The sequence below is a fragment of the Brachybacterium sp. NBEC-018 genome, assembly GCF_024860185.1.
Taxonomy (GTDB): domain Bacteria; phylum Actinomycetota; class Actinomycetes; order Actinomycetales; family Dermabacteraceae; genus Brachybacterium; species Brachybacterium rhamnosum.
Window position 1 is genome coordinate 3146747 of record NZ_CP100650.1, and the last position, 25533, is coordinate 3172279.

The window sequence follows — 25533 nt, forward strand, 5'->3', positions numbered from 1 at the left end:
GACGACGGTCGGCGCGGGCATGGCTAGAGTCGCGGCATGGACGATCGCGCGCTCCCGGACCTGTCCGCGCCGACCTCCCCGGACGACGCGCTGACCCTTCTGGACTCCGCCTGGGGCTGGCTCCTGAGCTCGGGCCTGACCATCGTCGTCATCCTCGTGGCGGCGACGGTGATCAGCGCCGTCACGGGCTGGCTCATCCGGCGCTTCTTCCGCACGATGAGCCAGTCCTCCGCGCGGCTGTCCACCGTCGCCGGGTCGATGACGAAGCGGGACTCCCGGCAGGCGAAGGCCGCCCGCTCCCGCCGGGAGCAGCGCACGGAGACGCTCTCGAGCGTCGCCCGGAACGTCTCGCGGCTCGTCATCTGGGCGATCGCCTCGGTGATGATCCTCAGCGAGATCGGCGTGAACGTCGCGCCCGTCATCGCCTCCCTCGGCGTCGTGGGCCTCGCCGCCGGCATCGGCGCGCAGACCCTCATCAAGGACGTCGTCGCCGGGATCGTCATGCTCTTCGAGGACCTCGTCGCCGTGGGCGACACCGTGGACCTCGAGTACGCGACCGGCACCGTCGAGGGCATCAACCTGCGGGTCACCCAGGTGCGCTCCCTCGACGGCACCCTGTGGACCGTGCGCAACGGCGAGATCATCCGGATCGGCAACTTCACCCAGGGCTACTCCAACGCCGTCGCCCTGTTCGACATCGACGCCGAGGCGGACCACGCGACCGTGACCGACCTGCTGCAGGGCGTGACCGACGAGTTCGTCGCGGATCCGGCCTGGTCGGACCGCGTCACCGGCGAGCCCACCGTGAGCGGCATCCTCGGCGTGGACGGCTCGCGCGTGCAGCGGCGGGTCGTCGTGCCCGTCGAGGCAGGCGCGCAGTGGGATGCCGAGCAGGAGCTGCGCCGACGCGTGCGCGCCGCCTTCCACGAGGCGGGGGTCGCCTTCGCGCAGCCCCGCTTCTCCGACACCCTCCCGAAGTGAGAGCATCCCGGTCATGACCGATCCCCGCCCCAGCCTCCCCGTCGGCCCCGCCGGTCCCGCAGAGCCTGCAGCGCCCGCCCCGAGCTTCTTCGAGGCCGTGGGCGGGCACGCGACCTTCACCGCGCTCGTGGACCGCTTCTACGAGGGCGTCGCGGAGGACGAGCTGCTGCGTCCCATGTACCCCGAGGAGGACCTGGGCCCCGCGAAGGTGCGCCTGCAGACCTTCCTCGAGCAGTACTGGGGCGGCCCCAAGACCTACGGCGAGCAGCGCGGCCACCCGCGGCTTCGCATGCGCCACGCACCCTTCCCGGTCTCCCCCGCCGCCCGGGACGCGTGGCTCGCGCACATGCGCGCGGCCGTGGACTCGCTCGAGCTCTCGCCGCTGCACGAGGCGACCCTGTGGGACTACCTCGAGCGCGCCGCGCACTCGATGGTCAACACGGTCGACGGCGGCGCCGCGCCGATGGCCGGCCAGCAGATCCCCGACCGCCTCTCCTGAGCGCCGGCGGCGACCCGCCCCGCGCGGAGCGTCAGTCGCGGAAGACGAGCCCCTCGCCCGCGAACGGCGCGAGCGCCTCGCGGGCCGCGGCGTCGAGCCGCACCGGGCGGCCGCTCACGGCGTCCACCATGACGACCACGGTGCGCGCCCGCGCGTACGGCGCGGCGCCGTCGGGGTCGTCGGCGGTGAGCACGAGGTAGTCCACGGTGAGGCTCGCCCCGCCGATCCGCGAGATCCACAGCCGCACCACGGCGCCGTCGCGGCGGTGGCCGAGCTGGCGGGCGTACTCCACCCGCTGGGAGGCGATGACCGTGCTCACCGGTGCGCCGGCGCCGGAGACGGGCAGCGCGGCCGGGGGCGCCTCGGCGCCGAGGGCGATCTGGTCCTCCGGCACCTGCCAGAAGGCCGCGATACGGGCCTCCTCGAGCAGCCGCAGCATCGCGGCGTTGTTCACGTGCCCGTAGGCGTCGAGGTCGGTCCAGCGCACGGGGATGGTGAGGTCGAGATGCATGGGATCCATCGTAGGCGGCTGCGACCAGTACGATTCCCCGCATGAGCACCCCGGATCCGTCCCCCGCCGCGATCGCCCAGGGACTCCTGGACCTCCTGGACCTGCGCCCCGCGGAGCTCGACGAGCGCACCGCGACCCCGTCGACCGTCGCCGCCTTCGAGGGCGGCTCGAACCCGCAGCCGGGCGGGCACGTGTTCGGCGGGCAGGTCATGGGCCAGGCGGTCACGGCGGTGGGCCGCACGGTCCCCGAGGGGCGCCGCATCCACTCGATGTACTCCTACTTCCTCGCCCCGGGCGACCCCGAGCACGCGATCCGCTTCCAGGTCGAGAACCTCCGCGACGGCGGCTCCTTCTCCGTGCGGCGCGTGCTCGCCACCCAGCCCGGGCGGAGGGACGGCGAGGAGGAGCGGACGATCCTCGCGATGACCGCCTCCTTCCAGGAGGACCAGGACGGCCTCGAGCACTCCGAGCGCGCCCCCGAGGCGCCCTCCCCCGAGGGTCTGCCCACCACGGCCGAGGTGCTCGCGGGCATCGACCACCCCGTCGCCCGCTACTGGGCGACCCAGCGCCCCATCGACATCCGCCACGTCACGGACCCGATCTACCTGGGCCCGGACCCGCGCGGCGCGGGCGACCCGCACACGACGGGCACGCAGATGGTGTGGATGCGCACCCTCGCCCCGGTGCCGGCGACCCCGCTGCTGCACGACGCGATCCTCGCCTTCGCGAGCGACTACACGCCCTTCGAGCCGATCCTGCGCCGGCAGGGCCTGAGCTGGGTGACGCCGGGCCTGCGGATGGCGACGATCAACCATGCGATCTGGTGGCACCGCCACGTGCGGGCCGACGAGTGGCTGCTGTACGTGCAGCGCTCGCCGAGCGCCTCGGGCGGCCGCGGGCTCACCCACGGGCAGGTGTTCGACCGCGAGGGCGATCTCGTGGCGACCGTGACCCAGGAGGGCATGATCCGGGTCAAGCAGCGGCCCTGACCGGGCCCGACCCGACCGGCCCCGGCCGGACCGCCATGCGCGCGCTCAGCCTTGGCCGACGGCCTCCGTTGCGGCCTTCTGCGCCTTCGGGAGCGCCTCCGCGGCGGTCGCCTTGCCGGTGAAGATCGTCGCGATGATCTCGAGCGCGGCGCCGGTCCCCTCCGCCGAGCGCACGCCGACCTCCGGGGTCGCGATCGCGTCGGGGAGCTCCGCGATCTCGGAGACGTCGACCTTCAGCTCGGCCCAGGCGTCGGACCAGACCGAGCGCAGGTCGCGGTGCGCGGGCACCCCGAGGCGGGCCTCGACGAGGGGCCGCTGGGCGTCCGCTCCCCCGAGGAACCGCAGCAGCTTCGCGATCGCGGCGGTGCGGTCGTCGTCCTTCGTGACCGCGCCGACCGCCGCGACCGTGTGCACGAGGGGCCGGGCGCCGTCGGTGCCGGCGACGACCTCGTGCACCGTCCACCCGAAGGTGCCCTGGACGCCGTCGCTCACGGCCGCGAGGTCGTAGGTGCCCGTCTGCAGCAGGGCCAGGCGGCCCTGGGTGAAGAGGTCGCGGCAGTAGGCCGTGTCCGTCGTCGTCTCCGCGCCCGCGGGGGCGAGTCCGTCGGCGGCCATGTCGGCGAGGTACTGCACGACGGCGACGCCCTCGTCGGAGGCGAAGTCGAAGGCCTCGTCCTCGTCCTGCCAGGTGCCGCCGGCGCCCGCGAGGAACGGTCCGAGCACGCCGCTGCGGTCCGGCTGGGCGCTGAAGCCGATCCGTCCGGAGCCGCCGCCGTCGTCGCTCGCCCCGCCCCCGGCGACGGCCCGGGCGGCGTCGCGCAGCGAGTCGCTCTTCGCCCCGGGGTCCGCCTCGAGGTCGGCGGGGTCCGCGCCCGTCGGGTCCAGGAGATCGCGGTTGGCGATCAGGACGCTGCGGTCGTAGAGCTGCGGGACGCCCCACAGGGTGTCCGCGCGCCGGTACTGGTCCGTCGCGGCGGTCTCCCAGGCGGAGACGTCCTTCCCGACGACCTCGCCGACGTCCACGAGCGACTCGGCGTCGACGAGCTGGGCGAGGTTCGCGGTGTTCATCCACAGCACGTCGGGCAGGGAGCCGGCGGCGGCGTCGAGCGGCACCTGCTTCCAGTACTCGTCCCAGGCGAGCACCTCGACCTCCACCTCGAGGCCCGTGTCCTCCGTGAAGGCGGCGAGCGCCGTGCGATAGGCGGAGGCGGCGGCGTCGTCCCAGACCCGCATGCGCAGGGCGTCGCCGTCGGCGAGCTCCGCGGACTCCTCGGGCTTCGAGCAGGCGGAGAGGACGCCCGCCCCGGCCACCCCCGTCGCAGCGGCGGCGGTGTGCAGGAGCTGGCGGCGGGTGAGCACGGGGCGGGGTCCTTCCGTCGGGGTGCTGCGGCGGCTCAGGCGGTGGCGACCAGCCCGAGCTCGGCCCGGGAGGCGAGCACCGGATGCTGCGGCGTGGCGCGCACGGTGCACCCGATCTCCCCGGGGACCGTGAGCGCGAAGCGGGCGGCCCAGCGGCCGTCCTCCCCACGCCGCAGCGGGATGAGCTGTCCGCCGATGATCTCACCCTTCTCGTCCACCGGGCCCAGCACGGCCTCGACGAGCAGGTCCTGCTCCTCGAGCCCGCCGCGCAGCACCTCCGCGGAGAGCCTCACCTCGCCGCCGGTCGCGACCCGGCCGCCCTCGACGCCCTCGAGCCGCACGTCCTGCACCGCGACCTGCGACCACGCGGCGCCCACACGCTCCTTCCAGGCGGTGAAGGCGGGGGCCGTCGAGGGGTCCTGCGCGAAGCGCGCGGCGGCCCGGGCCGCCGGCGTGTAGAGATCGGTCACGTAGTCGCGCACCATGCGCGCCGCGGTGATCTGCGGCGCGATCCGCACGAGCGAGGTGCGCACCGTCTCCATCCAGCCGTGCTGGAGTCCGCGCTCGTCCCGCTCGTGGAACAGCGGGACGATCCGGTTCTCGAGGATCTCGTAGAGCGCGTTCGCCTCGAGGCGGTTCCGCTCGTGCTGATCGGCGACCTGGGCGGTGGGGATGGTCCAGCCGGCCTCGTCGTCCTTCATCTCGTCCCACCAACCGTCGGAGACGGAGAAGGTGAGCCCGCCGTTGAGGACGGCCTTCATGCCGGAGGTGCCGGAGGCCTCCTCGGGGCGGATCGGGTTGTTGAGCCAGACGTCGGCGCCCGCGATGAGCACGGAGGCCATGCGGATGTCGTAGTCGGGCAGGAACACGATCCGGTGGCGCACGCCGGCCTCGTCGGCGAAGCGCACGAGCTGCTGGAGGAACTCCTTGCCGGGGCGGTCCGCCGGGTGGGACTTCCCGGCGATGACGAACTGCACGGGCCGCTCGGGGTCCAGCAGGATGCGGCGCAGGCGCTCGGGGTCCGAGAGCATGAGCGTCAGGCGCTTGTAGGTGGACACCCGGCGGGCGAAGCCGATGGTGAGCGCCTGCGGGTCGAGGATGTGCTCGGTCCAGTCGAGCTCCGCCTCGTCCGCGCCGCGGCGCAGCCAGGCCCGCTTCACGTGCTTGCGGGCCATGTCCACGAGGTCGCCGCGGAGGCGGTCGCGGGCGCCGGTGAGCTCGTGGTCGGTGAGGGCGGCGAGCGCGCTCCAGTCGGAGAGCGCGGAGACGTCCACGTCGCCGAGGGCCTTCTTGTAGAGGTCGTCCATCACCGGGGAGGTCCAGGTGCGGCGGTGCACGCCGTTGGTGACCGAGGTGATCGGCACCTCGGGGACGTCGAAGCCGGGGTAGAGCTCCTGGAACATCGCCCGGGAGACGGCGCCGTGGAGCTTCGCGACGCCGTTCGCGCGCTGCGCGATGCGGAAGCCGAGGTGCGCCATGTTGAACACCTCGCCGCCCTCCTCGGTGCCGAGCGCGAGCGCGGCCTCGACGGGCAGCGCGGGGATCAGCCGGGAGAGGCCGGACTCGTCGGCGTCGAGGTAGCGGCGCAGCTCGTCCGTGTCGAAGCGGTCGATGCCGGCGGGCACGGGGGTGTGGGTGGTGAAGACCGTGCCGGCGCGCACCTCGGCGTGGGCCTCGGCGAAGGAGGCGCCGCGCTGCATGAGCGTGCCCACGCGCTCGAGGCCGGAGAAGCCGGCGTGGCCCTCGTTGAGGTGGAAGACGGTGGGCGCGGGGGCGCCGGTGAGGCGCGAGTAGGCCTCGACGGCGCGCACGCCGCCGATCCCGAGCACGATCTCCTGCACGATCCGGTGCTCGTGGTCGCCGCCGTAGAGGCGGTCGGTGATGGCCCGCAGGTCCTCGTCGTTCGCCGCGACGTTCGTGTCCAGGAGCAGCAGCGGCACCCGGCCCACCTGAGCCACCCACACGGCGATGGCGACCTCGCGGCCGCCGGGGAGGGTGACGGAGACGGTGAGCTGCTCGCCGTCCTCGCCGCGCACCTCCTGCACGGGCAGGGAGGCAGGGTCGTTGAGCTTGTACTCCTCCTGCTGCCAGCCCTCGCGGTCCAGCGACTGCGAGAAGTAGCCCCACTGGTAGAGCAGGCCGATCGCGGTGAGCGGCACGCCGAGGTCCGAGGCGGACTTCAGGTGGTCACCGGCGAGGATGCCGAGACCACCGGAGTAGATCGGCAGGGTCGGGGTGATGCCGAACTCCATGGAGAAGTAGGCGACGGAGGTCGGCGCGCCGGCGCCGCCGCCCGTGCTGCCCGCGGTGCGCTGGAACCAGCGACCCGAGTCGAGGTAGGTGCGCAGGTCGCCGATCTCGCCGCGCATGCGGGAGAGGAAGGACTCGTCCCGGGCGGCCTCGGCGAGGCGCGAGGCGGGCACGGTGGGGAGCATGGCGATCGGGTTGCCGTCGCTCGCGGCGAAGGCCGCCGGGTCGAGCGTGCGGAAGAGGTCCGCGGTCTGGCGGCGCCAGGTCCAGCGGAGGTTCAGGGCGAGCTCCCGCAGCGGCGAGAGGGCGGCGGGCAGGTCCGAGGACACCGTGATCGTCGAGATCGGCTTCATGGCACCACGATACCCGAGCAGCCGCCGATTCTTGCGTCTCCCCCGCAAGCCCCTGACCTGGCACTTCATCCCGAAGCTCGGAGGATCCCCTCGGTTTCCGCAAGTTCTTTCACGCCGTGGGCGCGGCCGACGGCGACGGCCCCGCCGCTGCCGGCCGGAGCCGGTCGCGACGGGGCCGCGTCAGTCGGGAGGATCGCCGGGGCGGTCATGCCCCGGCGACCCGCTCAGTCGCGGGTGAGGCGACGGTGCGTCACGCGGTGGGGACGCGCCGCGTCCTCGCCCAGGCGCTCGACCTTGTTCTTCTCGTACGCCTCGAAGTTGCCCTCGAACCAGTACCAGTTCGACGGGTTCTCCTCGGTGCCCTCGTAGGCCAGGATGTGCGTCGCGACCCGGTCCAGGAACCAGCGGTCGTGGGAGACGACGACGGCGCAGCCGGGGAACTCGAGCAGCGCGTTCTCGAGCGAGCCGAGAGTCTGCACGTCGAGGTCGTTCGTCGGCTCGTCGAGCAGGAGGACGTTGCCGCCCTGCTTGAGGGTGAGCGCGAGGTTCAGGCGGTTGCGCTCGCCGCCGGAGAGCACGCCGGCCTTCTTCTGCTGGTCCGGGCCCTTGAAGCCGAACTGGCTGACGTAGGCGCGCGAGGGGATCTCGACCTTGCCGACCTGGATGAAGTCGAGCCCGTCGGAGACGACCTCCCAGAGGTTCTTCTCCGGGTCGATGTTCTCGCGGTTCTGGTCGACGTAGCTGATCTGGACGCTCTGGCCGACCTTCAGGTCGCCGCCGTCGAGCTCCTCGAGCCCCACGATCGTCTTGAACAGCGTCGTCTTGCCGACGCCGTTCGGGCCGATGACGCCGACGATGCCGTTGGGCGGCAGGGAGAACGAGAGGCCGTCGATGAGGACGCGGTCCCCGAAGCCCTTCTTGAGGTCCTTGCCGTCGATGACCTGGTTGCCGAGCCGCGGCCCCGGCGGGATGGTGATCTCCTCGAAGTCGAGCTTGCGGGTGCGCTCGGCCTCCGCGGCCATCTCCTCGTAGCGGGCCAGTCGCGCCTTGGACTTCGCCTGGCGGCCCTTGGCCGAGGAGCGCACCCACTCGAGCTCCTCCTTGAGGCGCTTGGCGAGCTTCGCGTCCTTCTTGCCCTGGACGGCGAGGCGCTCCTCCTTCTTCTCCAGGTAGGTGGAGTAGTTGCCCTCGTAGGGGTAGAGGTGGCCGCGGTCGACCTCGGCGATCCACTGGGCCACGTGGTCCAGGAAGTACCGGTCGTGGGTCACGGCGATGACGGCGCCCTCGTACTGCTGGAGGTGCTGCTCGAGCCAGAGCACGCTCTCCGCGTCGAGGTGGTTGGTGGGCTCGTCGAGGAGGAGCAGGTCCGGCTTCTCCAGGAGGAGCTTGCACAGCGCCACGCGGCGGCGCTCACCGCCGGAGAGGTGGGTGACCTGCTCGTCGCCGGGCGGGCAGCGCAGGGCGTCCATCGCCTGCTCGAGCTGGGAGTCGAGGTCCCAGCCGTTCGCCGCGTCGATCTCGGTCTGGAGCTTCCCCATCTCCTCCATGAGCGCGTCGAAGTCCGCGTCCGGCAGGGCCATCTCCTCGCCGATGGCGTTGAAGCGCTGCACCTTGCGGTAGAGGTCGCCCATGCCCTCCTGGACGTTCTCCAGGACGGTCTTGGTCTCGTCCAGCGGCGGCTCCTGGAGCAGGATGCCGACGCTGTAGCCGGGGCTGAGGCGGGCCTCGCCGTTGGAGGGCTGGTCGAGGCCGGCCATGATCTTGAGGATCGTCGACTTGCCGGCGCCGTTGGGGCCCACCATGCCGATCTTGGCGCCGGGGTAGAAGCTCATGGTGACGTCATCGAGGATGACCTTGTCTCCCACGGCCTTCCGGGCCTTGTACATCGTGTAGATGAACTCTGCCACCTGAGGTTCCTTCTCGAAGAGGGGTCGGGGGTCCGCACCGGCGCGCCACAGCGGGGCGCCGCACGGGACGGGCGATCCCCGACTCTACCCGGAGCCCGTCCCCGGCTCACCCAGGCGGCCCGGCGCGTGAGGGGGCGTCAGTCCAGCGGGATGCCGCGCTCGGCGAGCACGCGCCGCGCCTGGACCGCGCCGTGCTCGACGCCCTCGGGGCGGGGATCACCGTTGCGCGGCCACAGGTGCGCGTCGATGCCGAGCGCGCGGGCGGCCTCGACGTTGTCCTCGCGGTCGTCGAAGAACACGACGTCCCCGGGCCGCGCCACCCCGCCGTTCTCGTGCGCGAGCACCTCGAGCAGGATCTCGTAGATCTCGCGCTCGGGCTTGACGACCTTCTCCTCCCCGGAGATCACGGCGAAGGAGAAGGCCTCGAACCAGTCGGTGCGGCGCACGGCCTCGCCGAAGCCCACCGAGGCGTTGGAGAGCAGCACGAGCCGCACCTCGTTGCGGGCCAGGTCGTGCAGGAGCGCGCGGGACTCGGGGTCCAGGCGCAGGAAGTAGCGGTCGTCGGCCGCCTGCAGCTCGGCGACCTCCTCGGCGCTCAGGGTTCCGATCCCGCTCGCGGCGGCGACGCTGCCCCAGTAGGTCGCGGCGTCGACGGTGCCGCGGTCGTAGTCGGGGCGGTGGGACCAGAGGGACTCGCCGAGGGTCGCGGCGTCGCCGCCGAGCAGCTCGTGCAGGTCCGGCACGGGGTCGTGCCCCGCGCTCAGCACGCCGCCGAAGTCGAGCACGACGGTGGGGCGGGCGGGGGTGCGGCGCTTGCGGGCCATGGGTGTCCTCCTCAGGAGCTGCAGGTGGGCAGGTCGTCGGTGCTGCCGGTGGAGCCGATCGTCTCGACCGCGTGCCGGGCCTCCTCGAAGGTGGCGACCTTGACGACGGCGAGGCCGTCGGGGACGTGCCCCGTGACCTCGTCGCAGTTCTCCGCGGGGGCGAGGAAGTAGTCGGCGCCGGCGTCGCGGGCGCCGACCATCTTCTGGCGGATCCCGCCGATCGCGCCGACGGCGCCCTCCGCGTCGATCGTGCCGGTGCCGGCGATGTCCTTGCCGCCGGTGAGCGCGCCGGGGGTGAGCTCGTCGTACACGGAGAGCGCGAACATGGTGCCGGCGCTGGGACCGCCGACGTCGCCGACGGAGATGCCGACGTCGATCGGGAAGTCGTGGCCGGCGCCGAGCACGATCCCCATGCGGGGCTTCCCGTCGGCCTGCTCGGTGGGCACCTGGAGCGTCTGCTCCTCCCCCTCGCGCTCGACGGTCATCTCGACGTCCTGGCCGGCGGGCGTCGCGGCGGCGAGCGCCTGGAAGCCCGCGGTGTCCGAGGCGGACTCCCCGTTGATGCGGAGCACGCGGTCGCCGGGCTGGAGGACGCCGTCCGCGGGGGCGCCCGTCTCGACGCCGGCGACGATGACCGTGTCCTCGTAGGGGATGTCGAGCTCGTCGAGGGCCACGGCGACGGCGTCCTGCTGGGAGGTGCTCATCTGCACGGAGGTCTCGAGGCTGCTCTCCTCGGCGCTCTGGTCCTCGGGGTAGAGCAGCTCGCGCGGCAGCACCGAGCGGGTGCCGTCGAACCAGGCGACGAGGACCTCCGCGGCGGTGACCCGGTAGCCGGGGCCGCCGTCCACGGAGACCGTGGTCATCATGAGCTCGCCGTCGGTGGGATAGGTGGGGTGCTCCGCGCCGCCGTCGATCGTGAGGATCTTCTCGTCCTCGTAGTCGCCGAGGACGTCGATCGCCGGGCCCGGGCTCTCGATGACGTACGGCACCGGCAGCAGCGAGGCGCCCAGGATCATCACGCACAGCGAGGCGAGGCTCACCCCGGCCAGGACCGGGCGGTGCAGGGTGGAGGGGGCGGGAGAGCTCACCGGGACATTGTGCCGCACCGCGCGCACGCCACCCCCAGGCTGTGCTCGGTACGCTGGGCGACGACGAACCTCTGGAGGTGGCGATGAGCCAGAACCCGATGCCGGGAGGGTCCGGCGACATGGACGAGGAAGCCCTGAAGCGCCTGCTGAAGGAGACCTTCGGCGACGCGCTGCCGGAGGGCGCGCTGGACGGCCTCGACCTCGGCGCGATCGCGGCGCAGGCGAACCTGCCGCAGGACCCGGCGCAGCTGCGCGCCGCCGCGGCGCAGATGCAGCAGATGTTCATGGGCTCCGGCGAGGGCCCCGTGAACTGGACGATGGCGGAGGACCTCGCGCGCCGCGCCGCGGTCGGCGCCCTGCAGGTGCCGGGTGCCCCCGCGCCCTCCGGCTCCCCGGGCGACCCGGATCCCACCCCCGCCCAGGTGCAGGAGCTGCGGGAGGCCGCGCAGGTGGCGCGGCTGTGGCTGGACCCCGTGCTCGCGATCGACGTGCCCGCGGCGGAGCTCGCCGCGTTCAGCCGCGGCACCTGGCTGCACCGCACGCTCCCCCGCTGGCGCTCCCTCGTGGAGCCCGTCGCGGCCTACATGGCCGGGGCGATCGGCGAGGCGATCGCCGCGCAGACCGCCCAGTTGGGCGAGGCGGAGCTGCCGGGCGGCGCGGATCCCGCCGGGATGATGGAGCGGATCGGCGGGACGCTCTTCGCCGTCCAGTACGGCCAGGCGATCGGCACCCTCGCCCGTGAGGCGATGGGCACCACGGACCTCTCGCTGCCGCTGGGCCGCGACGGCGAGCCGGCCCTCGTGGCGGCGAACGTCGCCGATCTCGTGGGCGAGAACTCGCTGGACGCCCCGGCGGCGCGGATCTTCCTCGCCGCCCGGGAGATCGCGCACACGGCCCTGTTCGCGGCCGCGCCCTGGCTCGGGAGGGCGCTGTTCTCCGCGATCGACGACTACGCCCGCGGGATCACCCTGGACCTCGACGCGCTCGACGAGGCGGTGCGGGAGCTCGACCTCTCCGACCCCGAGTCGCTGCAGTCCCGGCGCCCCGAGGACCTCTTCGTCTTCACCCGCCGGGCCGCCCAGGAGCGGGCGCTCGAGGAGCTCGCGACGACCCTCGCGCTCGTCGAGGCGTGGGTCGACCACGTGACCTCCCGCGCGCTCGAGGGCAAGCTGCCCCAGCTGGACGCGCTGCGCGAGGTCCTGCGGCGCCGCCGCGCCTCCGGCTCCCCGGCCGAGCAGATGCTCGCGAGCACCGTCGGCATCGAGCTGCGTCCCCGCCGCGTGCGCGAGGCGCTCAGCTGGTGGGAGAGCGTGCTCGCGACGGAGGGCATCGAGGGCCGCGAGGCGAAGTGGGCGCATCCGGACCTGCTGCCGGGCTCCGAGGTGCTCTCCGGGACGCCGCAGGCGCCGCGACCGACCCCCGAGGCCGCCGGCGAGGATGCGGAGGCCGTGGAGCTGCCCGCGGACTTCGACGCGGAGCTCGAGAAGCTGCTGCGCGAGGAGGAGGGCGGCACCGACGCCTCCGGCGATGGGCGCTGAGCAGACTCCGGCCGCCGACGGGAGCACCGGCGGCCTGCGGGACCGGGCGCTCCTCGAGCTCGCGGCGGCCCGTGACGCGGGCATCGACGGCGCGGCCGACTATCTGGCCGTGCTCCGCGCCGAGCCCGGGGCGCTGTGGCGCGACGGCGGCCCGCGGCACCTGACCGCGAGCGCCGTGGTGATCGACGCCCCGGCGGAGCACGTGGCGCTCGTCTGGCATCGCAAGGGCCGCTTCTGGGTGCAGCCCGGCGGTCACCTCGAGGCGGCCGACCTCTCCCTCGAGGCCGCCGCGCGGCGCGAGGTCTCCGAGGAGATCGGCCTGGACGATCTCGAGCGCGTAGGCCCCGGGCCCGCGGTGCTGCACCGCCATGCGCTCTCGGCCGCCTTCGGGAGCTGCCGGGAGCACTGGGACGTGCAGCACCTGTTCCGTGCCGGCGCCCCCGCGGCGGAGCTGACCCTGCGTCCGAGCGACGAGTCGCCGGAGGTGCGCTGGGTGCCCTGGCCTCTGCTCGGCACCGGCCCCGAGCGCTCGGTGGCGGAGCTCCCCGAGGGGACCGTCGAGGACATGCCGGAGAAGCTCGCGGCGATCGCGCGCTACCTCTCGACGTCGTCCTGATCGGGGTCCCCGAGACCCTGCTCCCCACCGGCCTCGTCGAGAGCCCAGGCGTAGCCGCGCAGGAAGCCGTCCGCCCGCTCGGCGAGCGGGTAGCGGTGCAGGAGCGCCTGGAAGGCGGGGCCGTGCCCCGGCTCCAGGAGATGCACGAGCTCGTGCATGACCACGGCCCGCACCACCCAGTCCGGCATGCCCTGGAGACGGTCGGAGAGGCGGATCGTCCCCGTGGAGGGGGTGCAGGATCCCCAGCGCTGGTTCTGCCGCGAGGTCCACGTGATCGAGCGCGGACGGGCGCGCCCTTCCAGGTGGTCGGCCGAGATCTCCCGCGCGAGCGCGACGAGGTCCTCGTCACTGCGGGCGCTGGGGGCATGGGCCTCCATCTTCGCCCCGTACCGCGCCAGCAGACCCTCGACCGCCTCCCGCTCCTGGGCCGCGCTGTAGGTGGACGGGATCGCGACGACGAGGCGACCCTCACGCAGGCGGATCTCCACGCTGCGCCGGCGCTGCGCCGAGCGGCGCACCCAGACCTCCTCCCCGCGCGGCCCGCGGGCGTCGACGCGGTACGGGGCAGGGACGGCGGAGGCGCGACGGGGCATGGCGCACAGCCTGTCACGTGGGGGACGGATGAATCTTCCATCCACAGGTGTGCGCTCGAGACCTGCAGGTCACAGACCTTTCCCGGAGATATCCCGGTTCTCCTCCACAGCGGGCGCACCACCGCCCACGTGTCGTCCACAGCCTGTGGGCGCTTGTCCACAATCCGTCCCCGACCCACCTTTGACCGACGGCGCCCGGTGGGGATACGTTCAGCAGGACGTGGGACCCCGGGATAACTAGCAGGACGCACACGGGGAAGGTGCGCGTGGTGCTGAGCGCCCCCGGGGCCCCACGGCCCGAAGGGCCGATGTCGGCCTCCTTTGGACCCGACGCGGGCCCGTCGCACGCACTTCCTCCGCTCCTCCGGGAGCCCCTTGAACCCGAAGCGTGCGACGGGCCGCCCCGCGGAGCGTTACAGTGAACGGCCGGCGATCCCCATGAGCGGATCGCCTTCACCGAATCACCGATTTCAAGGAGCGGGTATGGCCGACGAGACCTACGCCGGAGAGTTCTACTGCGTCAAGTGCCGGGAGAAGCGAGAGGCCGAGGGCAACGTCGTCGTCTCCAACGGTCGGCGCATGGCGAAGGCCGTGTGCCCCGAGTGCGGCACCAAGCTGAACCGGATCCTCGGCAAGGCCTGATCGCGACCACGACGCCGGACGGGGCGGGACACCAGCTGGTGTCCCGCCCCGTCGGTGCTCCCGGGCGGCGTGCCGCGACGTCCGGGACGTCGGGTATCGGTGCTCGCGCCCGGTCGGTGCGCCGCGCGCATCGGCTCAGGCGGCGTTCTTGCGGGGACGTCCACGGCCGCGCTTGACGGCGATGATGCGGCCCGCGTCGAAGATGGCCCCGCCCCAGACGCCCCAGGGCTCGGAGCGCTCGAGAGCGCCGCGACGGCACTCCTCGAGGAGCGGGCAACCGGTGCACAGGACCTTCGCCTGCTCGAGATCGGCGGGCCGCTCCGAGAAGAAGAGGTCGGCCGCCTCCGGCTCATGGCAGGGCAGGAGATCCGCCGCGAGGGCGGTCGGGAACGGGAATGCGGTGGTGAAGGTGGAGGAGGTCATCGTCTCGCTGCTTCAGGAATCGTCGTGGGGAGCCGGTGGGCTCCGAGGGGCGGCGGTAGTGGCGGCCCCGGCAGCGAGAGAGCGTTCTCGTCAGCTGCGCGTGGGCACCACGGGGGAGAGCGTGCGCAGGCGGGCAGTGCCGCCGGTGGGCACGGAGCTTCCTCCGATGAGATCTGCATAATCGATCACGACGACACCTCCTTCTTCTCTCTGCGCGCGGCCCGGTCTCCCGGTTCACGACGATCAACGATGGACGAGTGCGAGTCTACACACCCCGCAGGACGGGGCCAATCTTTTTTTGACCTGGGTTTTCGCCCCTCAGCGCAGGTCGTCGAGGACGGCCAGGATGGCCTCCCCGTGGCGCTGGATCGCCGTCCCCCCGAGCCCCGGCACGGCCAGCAGCTCGCGGGGGGTGCGCGGGTTCCGCTCGGCGATCGCCTCGAGCGCGGCGTCGGTGAGCACCGCGAAGGGCGGGCTGCCCTGCTCCCGTGCCCGCTGCGCGCGCCACGTGCGGAGCGCGTCGCGCACCTTCTCCCCCGCGCCGGCGGGGCAGCCGCCGTGGCGGCCCACCCGCTGCTCGCGCGCGGACACCAGCGCCTCGCCGCACACCGTGCACTCGCTGTACACGGTCGCGCCGCAGCGCCCCGTGCGGCGCGCGGTCACCCCTCCCCCGCCCGCGGACGCGGACTCCGCGGGGGCGGCGATGATGCCGTCGAGGAAGCGTGAGGGCTTGCGGGACCCGCGGGCCCCCGGCGTGCGCGCGGCCGCCCAGCTGATCGTCAGCAGGTCGCGGGCGCGGGTGAGCGCCACGTAGAAGAGCCGCCGCTCCTCCTCGATCTCCATCGCCGTGCGGGCCATGGAGATCGGCAGCAGGCCGTCGCTCGCGCCGACCAGGTGCACGACCGGCCACTCCAGGCCCTTCGCGGCATGCACAGAGGCGAGGGTGACGCCGTCGACCACCGGCGCCGACTGCGCCTCCGCCCTCTCCTCGAGCTCGCGGACCACCTCGGGCAGCCCGGCGCCGGGCCGGGCGAGGACGGTGTCCGCGAGACCGACGAGCGCCTGCAGGGAGTCCCAGCGCTCGCGGAGCGCCCCCGTCCCCTCGGGCGGGTTCGGGGACCAGCCCAGCTGGGTGAGCACGTCCCGCACCGCGCGGTCCGGCTCGAGCTGCTCGACGCGGGTCGCGGCCCGCAGGGTGACCATCGCGCGCCGCACCTCCTGCCGGTCGAAGAACCGGTCGCCGCCGCGCACGAGGTAGCCGATGCCGCGGGCGGTGAGCGCCTGCTCGAGCGCCTCGGACTGGCTGTTGGTGCGGAAGAGCACCGCCATGTCGGAGGCGCTGCGCCCCTCCTCGATCAGCTCCGCGATGCGCGCCGCCGTGCCCTGCGCCTCGGCGTCGTCGTCCGCGAAGTGCTCGACCACCGGCGGGGGGCCGTCGGGCCGCTGCGCGACGAGGGTCAGCCGGGAGGCGCGGGTGCGCCCGCGCGCCCCGTCGAGCACCGTGTTCGCGACCCGCACGATCTGCGGGGTCGAGCGGTAGTTGCGCTCGAGGCGGATGGTGCGGGCGCGCGGGAACTCCTTGCCGAAGTCCAGCAGGAACGAGGCGCGCGCCCCGGCGAACGTGTAGATCGTCTGCGCGGCGTCGCCCACCACGCAGAGGTCGTCGGAGCTGCCGAGCCACAGCCGCAGCAGCGCGTGCTGGAGCGTCGAGACGTCCTGGTACTCGTCGACGACGAGATGGCGGTACTGGGAGCGCACCTCGCGGGCGACGTCGGCTCTCTCGGTGAGGAAGCCGACCATGTGCAGCAGGACGTCCTCGAAGTCGAGCACGCCGCGCTCCTTCTTCACCTCCTCGTACTGGGTGAGGATGCGGGAGATCGAGCGGGAGTCGAAGCCGGCGACCCCGGGCCGCTGGGCGGCCTCCGCGGCGGCCGGGTAGGACTCGGGGGTCAGCATCGACACACGGGACCACTCGACCTCGGCGACGATGTCGCGCAGGGCCGCGCGGTCCACGCTCATGTGCAGGCGCTGGCAGGCCTCGCCGATGCCCGCGTACTTCTGCGGCATGAGCTCCGGCATGGGGCCGCCCACCACGCGCGGCCAGAAGTGGCGCAGCTGGCGCAGCGCCGCCGAGTGGAAGGTGCGGGCCTGCACCGCGGGGACGCCGAGGTCCCGCAGCCGCGAGCGCATCTCCGCGGCGGCCTTCGCGGTGAAGGTCACGGCGAGCACGTGCTTGGGGTCCATGCGGCCGGTCGCGACGCCGTGGGCGATGCGGTGCGTGATCGCGCGGGTCTTGCCCGTGCCGGCGCCGGCGAGCACGCACAGCGGCGCGCCGAAGCTCGTGGCGACCTCTCGCTGCTCGGGGTCCAGCGCCTCCAGGAGCTGCTCCGCGGTGGGAGGGGTGGTCTCGTCCATCAGGCGCGCGGGTCCTCCGCCTCGTCCAGCCAGTCGTCGATCAGGGCGCGGCCCAGGGACGCCGTGCCCGGGATGCCCACGGAGCCGTACTCGACCGCGGCGCGCAGCTCCTCGCGGGTGAACCAGCGGGCCTCGGCGATCTCGCCGTCGGCCAGGGTGAGGGCGTCGGTGCCGCGGATCCAGGCGCGGTAGCCGAGCATGAGCGAGCGCGGGAAGGGCCAGGGCTGGCTGCCCACGTACTGCACCTCGGCGACGTCCAGCCCGACCTCCTCGGCGACCTCGCGCGCGACCGCGCCCTCGAGCGTCTCCCCCGGCTCGACGAAGCCGGCGAGCACGGAGTGGAAGCCCGTGGGGAAGTGGGCGTTGCGGGCGAGCAGCAGGCGGCCGGCGCCGTCGCGGACGGACATGATCACGGCGGGATCGGTGCGCGGGAAGTGCTCGCTGCCGTCCTCCGTGCAGCGCAGCACCCAGCCGCCCATCTCCGCGGCGAGCAGCGCCCCGCACAGCGAGCAGTGGCGCATGGAGCGGTGCCAGGCGCCCATCGAGGTCGCGGCGAGGGCCAGATCGGCGTCCTCCTCGGCGAGCTCGGAGGCGACGTGGCGGAGGTCGCGGAGGTCACGGCCGGGGTCGTCGAGCTCGGGGCTCGGCTCGGCGATCTCGACGCCCAGCACGCGCCGGCCCTCACGGCGACCCAGCAGCACGAGCGGCTGGACGGTGCCGCCGCGGGGGTCGTCGGTCTCGAGCACGAGGTGCAGCAGGCCGTCCTCGTCCTCGCTCATCGCGGCCGCTCCGGCACGGGTCACGACGTAGCGCGCGTCCTCCCCCGGCTCCAGGATCGAGGGGTCCGAGCGCTCGAGCGCGCTGCGGTCGGGGTCCAGGAGGGTGAGGGGTGTGCGCAGGTGCGGTCCACGGAGCGTCGGCATGGCCTCGAGCCTACGCGGACCACGGAGGTCGGGCGGGTACGGTGGACGAGTGCATCGCAACTCCTACTCCCTGGCCGCCCTCGCCGCCGCTGCGGTCCCGGGCCTGGTGCCCGCGCAGACCACGCCGATCGCCACGCCCGTCGAGGACCTCGACGTCGCGGGCGTCGTCGGTGAGGACTCCCAGCGCGTGGTGGTCCGCTCCCCGGCGTCGACCGCCGCAGGGGTGCGACTGGACCGCGATCTCACCGTCGCGGACGCCCTGACCGGCACCCCTCTGCGCGGCGTCGTGCCGCCCGTGCTCGGCTTCGTCAAGCTCGCCGAGGGCGGTCGCGCCGCGGTGAGCGCCGCCCCCGCCGGGCACCCGCTCATGCTCGACGAGCTGCAGGACTCCCCCGACCTCGCCCGCTCCCTGGGCCAGGTGCTCGCCCGCATCCACACCGTGCCCCGCTACGCGGCGGAGGCGGCCGGGGTCGAGAGCTTCACCGCCGCCGCCCTGCTCGCGGAGCACGCGGACCGCGTGCGCCGCGCCCGCGAGGGCGGCCACCTCCCCGCCGCGGTCTCCCAGCGCTGGGAGTCCCTGCTGGCCGACGCCGACCTGTGGGACTTCTCGCCACAGTTCATCCACGCGGACCTCTCCGAGGAGTCCCTGTTCGCCGCGGAGGACCGCATCAGCGCCGTGCTCTCGTGGCACGGGGCGAAGGTCGCCGATCCCGCCACGGATCTCGCCTGGCTCATCTCCTCGCTCGACACGGCGCGCTTCGACGAGCTGTACGCCGCCTACCGCGAGGAGCTCCCCACCGAGGTGCACCCGCGCCTGGTCGAGCGCGCGCAGGCGATCGGCGAGTTCGCCGTGTGCGAGTGGCTCCTGCACGGGCTGGACACCGAGGACCAGGAGATCGTCCAGGACGCCCGGGTCATGATCTCCGACCTCGACCACGATCTCGCGCAGCTCGCGCGCGAGGAGGCGGAGCGCACCTACGAGGAGCTCCACGCCGATCGGCGCGAGCCCGTCGCCGCGGACCAGGATCCCGCTCCCGAGCAGCGGTCCGACGCCCCCGAGGACGTCGAGCAGCCCGACCGCACCGAGCGCTAGAGCACCGAGCACCTCGACCACATCGAGGGCTTCGACCACACCGGGCGCCCGGGCATCGACCCGGTGACGGGTCCCGTCCTCAGTCGCCGCGGAGCCTGCTCTGGACCGCCGAACGGGAGGGATGCCGCGTCACCTCGTGCGTGACGCCCGCGGCCACGTAGTGGAAGGCGGTGCGGATCCGCGACAGCGGCGTGCCCGTCGCCTCGTGCCAGGCCAGGCGGTACAGCGTGAGCTGCAGCGAGAGCGCCCGCAGCCGCGCCGGGGGCGGCACCTGCCCCGTCTTCCAGTCCACGATCATCACGCCGTCCCCGCCGTCCGGATCGGGGAAGACGGCGTCGATCACGCCGCGCACCGCCACCTCGCCGATCCGCGTGGTCACGGGGTGCTCCACGGCGATCGGCGTGCGATCGGCCCACTCCGAGGCCGCGAAGGCGTCCCGCAGCGCCGCGGCGGACCCGGCGGGCCCCTCGTCGTCGTGGTCCGCGAGATCGGCGAGGTCCTCGAGGTCCAGGAGCGCCCCCGCGTCGAAGCGGTGCTCGAGCCAGGCGTGGAAGGCGGTGCCCCGTGAGGCGGCGGCGGAGGGCCGCCGCGGGAGCGGGCGCAGCAGGTCCAGCGCGGCGCCCGTCGGGTCCTGCGCCTGGGCGACGACCTGGGAGGCGGAGAGCCGGGCCGGGGAGTGCACCTCGGGGCGCGCGCGATGCTCGGCGAGGTCGGCGAGGGCCCGCTCCACGAGGGTCGCGAGCGCCGGGTCCGCGATCTCCCGATCGGCGGCGCCCGCCTCCGCGACGAGCCGGGCCGCACGGTCGCGGGCGGCCTCCTCGGGACCCGGGTCGGCGGGGAACAGCGCGGTGCGCCGGGAGGAGACCAGCGGGTTCTCCTCGGGGACCTCCTCGACCCGGCGGAAGGCCGGCGGCACGAGGTCCGCGATCTCGGCGAGATAGCGGGAGCGGGGCCGGGGCCGGCTCGCGTCCTGCCGCCAGGCGGCGGAGGTCAGCAGCAGCCGGCGCCGCGCACGGGTCACCGCGACGTACATGAGCCGGCGGTCCTCCCGCAGCGACTCCTCCCCCTGGGCGAGCTGGTACTCGTCCACGAGCTCCTCGGCGTCGACCTGGGTGTCGGCCTCGGCCCAGCGCAGCTCGGGGAGGGTGTCGGCGTCGCCGCGCAGGGCGGTGGGGACGGCGGCGTCGGCGAGCGGGCCCAGCCAGCCGCTCGCGGGCACGCGCACCCGCCCCTCCTCGTCGGTGCGCGCACGGCGCAGGTCGTAGGAGGGCACGGACCCCTCGGTGAGTCCGGCGACCGCGACGAGGTCCCATTCGAGGCCCTTCGCGGAGTGCATGGTCACGACCGTGACCGCCCCGGGCGGCGGCTCGGTCAGTGCGGCGGCGGAGACGGACAGCCCCGCCTCCTCGTCCTCGCTGATCTCGAGGAGGTCGAGGTAGGCGCCGAGTCCGCCCTGCTGCGCCCCGGACTCGAAGGCGGCGGCGTGGTCGCGCAGGGCCTCGAGGTCGCGCAGCACGGCCGGGTCGGCGTCCCGCTCGAGCAGCGCGAGGTCCACGTCGAGCGCGCGGACGGCCGCGGTGACGAGGTCCGGCAGCGGCAGCGGGAGCAGCCGGCGCACGGCGCGCAGCACGGACTGCAGGCGCACCAGCCGGGCCCGGCCCTCCTCCCCCAGCTCCCGGCCCTGGGGGTCCTCCCAGCCGCGGGGCGGGAGGTCGTCGAGGGCGTCCACGAGGGACACCTGGACGGCCTCGTCGGCGGCGCCCGGGCCGCCGCCCGAGCGCCGCGCGAGGCGGTCGCGCCAGCGGCCCAGGACCGCGAGGTCACGGGCGCCCAGGCTCACGCGCGGTCCGGTGAGCAGGCGCATCAGCGCGTCCCCGCGCGAGGGGTCGTGGGCGCACGTGAGCAGGGCGCGGACGTCCGCGACCTCGGGACGGTGCAGGAGCCCGCCGAGCCCCACGACCGCCGCCTCGAGACCTGCGGCCTCGAGGCCCGCGACGAGCGCGGGGATCTGCCGACGGGCCCGCACGAGCACCGCGGCGCTCGGCACGTCCTCGTCCGGGCCGGCCTCGGCGCGCCGCTCGAGCATCCAGGCGGCGATCGCGGCCGCCTCGGTGGACTCGTCGGCCGCCTCGTGCACCTCGACCGCGCCCTCCCCGGCGCCGGGGCGCGAGCGCAGCTCGGGGATGTCGACCCCGGCGCCGGCCGCGCGCAGCGGTCCGGCGAGCCGGTTGGCGACGGCGAGCGGGGCCTCGTCGTTGCGCCAGGAGGTGGACAGGGAGCGCTGGAGCACGGGGGTGCCGGGCGCCGCGAAGGAGCGGGCGAAGCCGGCGAGCGAGGCGGCGGAGGCTCCGCGCCAGCCGTAGATCGCCTGCTGCGGATCGCCCACCGCGCAGGCGGCGTGCCCGGGGCCGAAGAGGTCGGTGAGCATGCGCAGCTGCGCCACGGAGGTGTCCTGGAACTCGTCGAGCAGGACCACGCGGTGGCGGCGTCGGGCGTCCTCCGCCGCGGCGGGGACCTCCGCCGCGATCCTCGCCGCGATCCCGATCTGGTCGGCGAAGTCGAGGGCGGCGCGCTCGTGGCGGACCTCGGCGAAGCGCTCGAGCAGGGGGATCAGGGCGAGGCGCTGCTCGAGCGCGTCGAGCACGCCGGCGACCTTCCTCGGCGTCACCCGGCGCCGCCCCTCGACCTGGAGCGGGATCCCCGCGAGGTGGTCCCGGATGCGGGCGAGGTGCTCCCGCAGCTGCTCGGGCGTCACGAGATGGTCGGAGAGGGAGGAGGTCAGCGAGATGAGCGCGGCGGTGAGCGTCGCCGGGGAGGCATCGAGGTCGAGGGAGTCGTCCGCGGACTCGACGAGGGTGTGCGCGAGCTGCCAGGACGCGGAGGCGGACATCATCGTCAGCTCGGGGTCGAGGCCGACGGCGAGCGCGTGCTCGCGCACGAGGTCGAGGGCGAAGCCGTTGTAGGTCGCGACCGTCGGCTGCTGGCCCACGAGCTCGTCCGCCCCCCGCTCGAGCCCCGGCGGGAGGGCGAGCCCCTCGGCGCGCAGCGCGGCGGCGAGCGCGGAGAGCCGCGCCCCGATCCGGTGGGAGAGCTCCCCGGCGGCCTTGCGGGTGAAGGTCAGCCCGAGCACGTGCCGGGGCTCGACGATCCCGTTGGCGATGAGCCAGACGACGCGGGAGGCCATGGTCTCGGTCTTCCCGGATCCGGCGCCGGCGACGACGAGCATCGGCGCGAGCGGCGCCTCGATCACGGCGCGCTGCTCCTCGGTGGGCGGCGGCTGGTCGAGCAGGGCGGCGAGCTCGAGCGCGGGCAGGCGCACGGCGGGCGTGGCGGTCACAGCTGCTCCCCCTCGGGCTGGAGCGGGCACGAGGCGCGCACCGCGCAGTGCGTGCAGTGCGGGTTGCGGCGGGCGACGACCCGGGTCCCGGAGACCTCCTCGGCGACGAGCGCGACGGCGCGCGCGAACCACTCCGGGTCCTCGGAGGCGGCGAGCGCGCCCTGGCCGCGGACGGCGGCCCGGCGCCCCCCGCCGCCGAGATAGACGAGCTCCGCCCCGCCCAGGCGCTCGCCCGCGTCCTCCCCGAGCGCCTCGGCGAAGGCGCCCTCCTGCACGGCCGTCTGGTAGGCGGCGAGCTGGAGGTCCTCCGCGGCCGCCGCCTTCGTCTTGGGGGCGCCGGTCTTGAGGTCGACGACGCGCACCCCGGTCGCGTCCCCCTCGATGCGGTCGACGGTGCCGCGCAGGCGCACGGGGTGCTCGCCCGCGAGCTCGACCTCGAAGGGCGCCTCGATCGCGAGCGGGGGCGCGGCGGCGGTGCGCAGGTGCTCGGCGAGGAGCCGGGCGGCGTCCTCGGCCCGGCGCACGCGGCGTCGGCCGGACCAGGTGTCGAGCCCGGGGACGCCGCGCAGCAGCGTGTGCAGGCGGGCGAGGAGGTCCTCCTCCCCCGCCTCGCCGCGCGGGTCCTCCTGGGCGAGGCGGTGCACGGCGGTGCCGAGGACCTGGGCGGGGCCGGAGGCGCGGGAGCCGCCGGCCCGTTCGAGCAGCCAGGCGCGGGGGCAGGCGTGGGCGCGCTCGAGGGCGGAGGGGGACAGCGGCACGGCGGTCCCGGGCTCCTGCAGCGCCTCCTCGCTCGAGGGGCGCTGGTGGTACCAGTCGGCGGGGTCCGCGCCGGGCGCCCCGGCCTCGCCGAGGGCGCGCAGCGCGACCGCGGCGTCCAGGTCGGGACCCGAGGCGTCGTCGGCCTCCCGCAGGCGCCGTCGCAGGGTCGCGACGAGGGTGCGCGCATCGGGGGCGGGTCCGGGGTCCTGCCGGAGGGTCTCCGCGTCCGTCCAGGCGGGGAGGCCGAGCGCCTCGAGCGCCTCGAGCAGCGCCGAGGGGCTCGTCTCCCCGTCCTCGACGGCGGTGACGAGCACGCGGGCCCGGGCCCGGGAGAGGGCGCTCACCGCGAGGCGGACCTCGTCGGCGACGACCTGCGCGCGCTGGGCGGCGTGCAGCGTGTCCGGGTCCGGGGGCGGCTCCTGCCCGGGCCGGGCGGCGCCGACGAGGGAGAGCTCGGCCGCGCCGAACAGCGTCGAGCGCAGGCGCAGGTTCGGCCAGGCCCCCTCCTGGAGCCGCGCGAGGACGATCGTGTCGCGGTCCTCCCCGGCGAGCTGCGCCGGTGTGAGCACGGCGAGGCGGCCGCGGGGCGTCGCGGAGGCGGCGAGGGTGTCCTCGACCACGGCCTGGCCGCGGATCTGCTCGACGAGGTCGAGGGCCCCGGCGCCCGGTCGGCGGTCCGCGAGGCGCTCGGCGGCGGCGAACAGCTCGAGCAGGGCGTCGAGGCGCCCGGAGGCGAGGCGGGCCCGGGCGCCGTCGGCGTCCTCCGCCGCGCCGAGGGCCGCACGCCGCCAGCCGCCGGCGAGCGCGGAGGCGTCCCACGCGGCCCACAGCACCTCCTGGGCACCCTCCTCGGCCTGCGCGCGGACGGCCGCGATCATGGCGCGCACACGGTGCACCGGCGCCGCGGCGCGGTCGCGCGCCTCGGCGGCCGGCAGCCCGGGGACCTCCTCGGCGACGAGCGCCCGCGCGAGCAGCTGCTCGCTCGGGGCCTCGTCCCCCTCGGGCCGGGCGGCGAGCAGGAGCCGACGGATGCGGCGCAGGCGCAGCTGGTCCGCATCGCCGAAGGGCCCGCGCAGCAGCTCGAGCGCCTCGAGCGGATCGGGCTCGCGGCACAGCTCGTCCAGCCCCAGCTCGACGATCCGCAGGAGGTCCGCGACCACGGCCTCCTCGCGCAGCGGCCGCGGCCGGCGGGGCGTGCGCACCGGGAGGCCGCTGCGGGCGAGCAGATCGGCGACGTCCGCGACGGCGCTCCCCGAGCGGCACACGACCGCCATGTCGTCGTAGGGGATCTCCTCGCGGTGGTGGAGGTCGCGCAGGGCCGAGGCGAGCAGACGGGCCTCGTCGAGCGGGGAGCGCGCCCGCAGCACGGCGAGGCCGTCGCGCGGGCCCGCGAGCTCCCGCGGGCGACGGAGCGCACCCGGGGCCCCGGCGAGCGGGAGCCGGGACCGCAGGGAGTCCACGGCGAGCGCCGGCCCGGCGGGGACGACGTCGTCCGTGCCTCCCCCGTCGAGGACCACCTCCGTGAAGGGCCGGCCGAGGGCCTCGGCGAGGCGGGCGGCGGCGTCGGGCAGCGCGCCGCGGAAGGTGTCGACCGCCTCGTCGGCGCACGCGGTGACGAGCACCCGCGCTCCGGCGCCGGCGAGCGCGAGGACCAGCGCGATGCCCGCGCTCGTGAGGTCCTGGGCGTCGTCGACGACGACCCTCGGGGCGGGGAGCTCGACGGCCCCGGCGGCCACGAGCCGCGCGGCGCGGCGCACGAGGCCGCCGCTGTCCAGCCGCGGCCCCGCGTCCAGCGCGGTCGCCGCCTCCAGGTCGAGGACGCCGAGGTAGTCGCGAAGGAGGGCGGCCGCGTCGCGCCAGGCGGGCCGTCCGCGCCGCCGCCCGAGCTCCTCGAGGTCATCGGGTCCCAGCCCCAGCTCCGTGGCCCGCGTGACGAGGTCACGCAGCTCGGTCCGGAATCCGGGCAGGGTGCGGGCGGCGGGATCGACCTCGAGATGCCAGTCGGTGCGCTGGGCGATCAGCTCGGCGAGCAGCGCGTCCTGGTCCGCGCCCGTGACGAGGGTCGGCTCCCCGAGCCCGCGGCGGGTGGCGTCCGAGCGCACGAGGGCGAAGCCGAGCGCGGCGGGGGTCATGACCCGCGCCTCCCGCGCCCCGTGCACGGCGAGCGCGTCCCGCAGCCGCGCGGCGGCCGCGCGGCGCGGCGCGAGCAGCAGGACCGGCTCCCCCGTCGCCGCGGCGGCGAGCGCGAGCGCGGTGCGACCCGCACGGGGTGCCCCGTGGACGAGGACGTCGGTGCCCGCCCCGAACCGCTCGAGCGCCTCCCGCTGAGGTGCCCGGAGCGTGGCCGGGGTGTGCAGGGCGGGCAGCGCGTCGAGATCGGGGCCGAGGAGGCGGAGGGCGGGGGCGGTGCTGGTCATGGCTCCCCCATTCCAC

Annotated in this window: 19 protein-coding genes; 7 read left to right on the plus strand and 12 right to left on the minus strand. The window is 74.9% G+C overall.

All coding sequences use genetic code 11. From position 1 onward, the window contains the following. The first annotated feature begins 36 nt into the window (after positions 1-36). Entirely contained in the window at positions 37-981 is a 945-nt protein-coding gene (locus NLU66_RS14295) for a mechanosensitive ion channel family protein (RefSeq protein ID WP_259360307.1), read from the plus strand. Between the two features lie 13 nt (positions 982-994). After that, positions 995-1480 (plus strand): globin, encoded by a 486-nt coding sequence (locus NLU66_RS14300; protein WP_259360308.1) that lies wholly within the window; start codon positions 995-997, stop codon positions 1478-1480. 31 nt (positions 1481-1511) lie between these two features. Here the strand turns inward: NLU66_RS14300 and NLU66_RS14305 are convergent, their stop codons facing one another. Further along, on the minus strand, positions 1512-1991 hold the full coding sequence (locus tag NLU66_RS14305) for an acyl-CoA thioesterase (protein ID WP_240811134.1): 480 nt from the start codon (positions 1989-1991) through the stop codon (positions 1512-1514). 41 nt (positions 1992-2032) lie between these two features. Between NLU66_RS14305 and NLU66_RS14310 the strand changes: the two genes are divergently transcribed. Beyond that, positions 2033-2980 (plus strand): acyl-CoA thioesterase, encoded by a 948-nt coding sequence (locus NLU66_RS14310; RefSeq protein WP_259360309.1) that lies wholly within the window; start codon positions 2033-2035, stop codon positions 2978-2980. Between the two features lie 45 nt (positions 2981-3025). On the opposite strand, the gene NLU66_RS14315 is transcribed toward NLU66_RS14310, so the two are convergent. The 5 genes from NLU66_RS14315 to NLU66_RS14335 all read right to left on the minus strand — a co-directional run bounded on the left by NLU66_RS14315 (position 3026) and on the right by NLU66_RS14335 (position 10761). Then, positions 3026-4339: an extracellular solute-binding protein gene (locus NLU66_RS14315; protein WP_259360310.1), complete on the minus strand. Its 1314-nt coding sequence runs from the start codon at positions 4337-4339 to the stop codon at positions 3026-3028. A 35-nt stretch (positions 4340-4374) separates the two neighbouring features. Beyond that, entirely contained in the window at positions 4375-6942 is a 2568-nt protein-coding gene (gene glgP, locus NLU66_RS14320; RefSeq protein ID WP_259360311.1) for an alpha-glucan family phosphorylase, read from the minus strand. A 224-nt stretch (positions 6943-7166) separates the two neighbouring features. Then, positions 7167-8849 carry an energy-dependent translational throttle protein EttA gene (ettA, locus tag NLU66_RS14325; protein ID WP_259360312.1) on the minus strand — a complete coding sequence of 561 codons (1683 nt, stop codon included), beginning with the start codon at positions 8847-8849 and terminating at the stop codon, positions 7167-7169. Between the two features lie 137 nt (positions 8850-8986). Then, a complete protein-coding gene (locus NLU66_RS14330; RefSeq protein WP_259360313.1) occupies positions 8987-9673 on the minus strand; it encodes an HAD family hydrolase in 687 nt (228 codons plus the stop codon). 11 nt (positions 9674-9684) lie between these two features. Beyond that, positions 9685-10761 carry a PDZ domain-containing protein gene (locus NLU66_RS14335; protein WP_259360314.1) on the minus strand — a complete coding sequence of 359 codons (1077 nt, stop codon included), beginning with the start codon at positions 10759-10761 and terminating at the stop codon, positions 9685-9687. An 83-nt stretch (positions 10762-10844) separates the two neighbouring features. On the opposite strand from NLU66_RS14335, the gene NLU66_RS14340 reads away from it, so the two are divergent. Beyond that, positions 10845-12299: a zinc-dependent metalloprotease gene (locus NLU66_RS14340; protein ID WP_259360315.1), complete on the plus strand. Its 1455-nt coding sequence runs from the start codon at positions 10845-10847 to the stop codon at positions 12297-12299. Continuing rightward, positions 12289-12915 carry an NUDIX hydrolase gene (locus NLU66_RS14345; protein WP_259360316.1) on the plus strand — a complete coding sequence of 209 codons (627 nt, stop codon included), beginning with the start codon at positions 12289-12291 and terminating at the stop codon, positions 12913-12915. The genes NLU66_RS14340 and NLU66_RS14345 overlap by 11 nt, the downstream gene beginning before the upstream one ends. Here the strand turns inward: NLU66_RS14345 and NLU66_RS14350 are convergent. Next, positions 12894-13508 carry a M48 family metallopeptidase gene (locus NLU66_RS14350; protein ID WP_259360317.1) on the minus strand — a complete coding sequence of 205 codons (615 nt, stop codon included), beginning with the start codon at positions 13506-13508 and terminating at the stop codon, positions 12894-12896. The two genes, NLU66_RS14345 and NLU66_RS14350, sit on opposite strands and share 22 nt — an antisense overlap. A gap of 483 nt (positions 13509-13991) precedes the next feature. On the opposite strand from NLU66_RS14350, the gene NLU66_RS14355 reads away from it, so the two are divergent. Beyond that, entirely contained in the window at positions 13992-14150 is a 159-nt protein-coding gene (locus NLU66_RS14355; RefSeq protein ID WP_010551122.1) for a DUF5679 domain-containing protein, read from the plus strand. 135 nt (positions 14151-14285) lie between these two features. Here the strand turns inward: NLU66_RS14355 and NLU66_RS14360 are convergent, their stop codons facing one another. The 3 genes from NLU66_RS14360 to nudC all read right to left on the minus strand — a co-directional run bounded on the left by NLU66_RS14360 (position 14286) and on the right by nudC (position 17911). Beyond that, complete coding sequence (locus NLU66_RS14360) at positions 14286-14573, minus strand: WhiB family transcriptional regulator (RefSeq protein WP_137771172.1); 288 nt, start codon at positions 14571-14573, stop codon at positions 14286-14288. Between the two features lie 318 nt (positions 14574-14891). Beyond that, the gene (locus NLU66_RS14365; RefSeq protein ID WP_259360318.1) at positions 14892-16988 is read right to left on the minus strand and encodes an ATP-dependent helicase; all 2097 of its coding nucleotides are present in this window, start codon (positions 16986-16988) and stop codon (positions 14892-14894) included. Further along, entirely contained in the window at positions 16988-17911 is a 924-nt protein-coding gene (nudC, locus tag NLU66_RS14370; protein ID WP_259360319.1) for an NAD(+) diphosphatase, read from the minus strand. The genes NLU66_RS14365 and nudC overlap by 1 nt, the downstream gene beginning before the upstream one ends. A gap of 49 nt (positions 17912-17960) precedes the next feature. Here nudC and NLU66_RS14375 point away from each other — a divergent pair, with 49 nt between their 5' ends. Then, on the plus strand, positions 17961-19004 hold the full coding sequence (locus tag NLU66_RS14375; protein WP_259360320.1) for a phosphotransferase: 1044 nt from the start codon (positions 17961-17963) through the stop codon (positions 19002-19004). A 79-nt stretch (positions 19005-19083) separates the two neighbouring features. Here NLU66_RS14375 and NLU66_RS14380 read toward each other — a convergent pair whose 3' ends face one another. Together NLU66_RS14380 and NLU66_RS14385 are read right to left on the minus strand one after the other, a co-directional pair. After that, the gene (locus NLU66_RS14380; protein WP_259360321.1) at positions 19084-22341 is read right to left on the minus strand and encodes an ATP-dependent DNA helicase; all 3258 of its coding nucleotides are present in this window, start codon (positions 22339-22341) and stop codon (positions 19084-19086) included. Then, a complete protein-coding gene (locus tag NLU66_RS14385) occupies positions 22338-25517 on the minus strand; it encodes a UrvD/REP family ATP-dependent DNA helicase (protein ID WP_259360322.1) in 3180 nt (1059 codons plus the stop codon). The genes NLU66_RS14380 and NLU66_RS14385 overlap by 4 nt, the downstream gene beginning before the upstream one ends. Positions 25518-25533 lie beyond the last annotated feature (16 nt).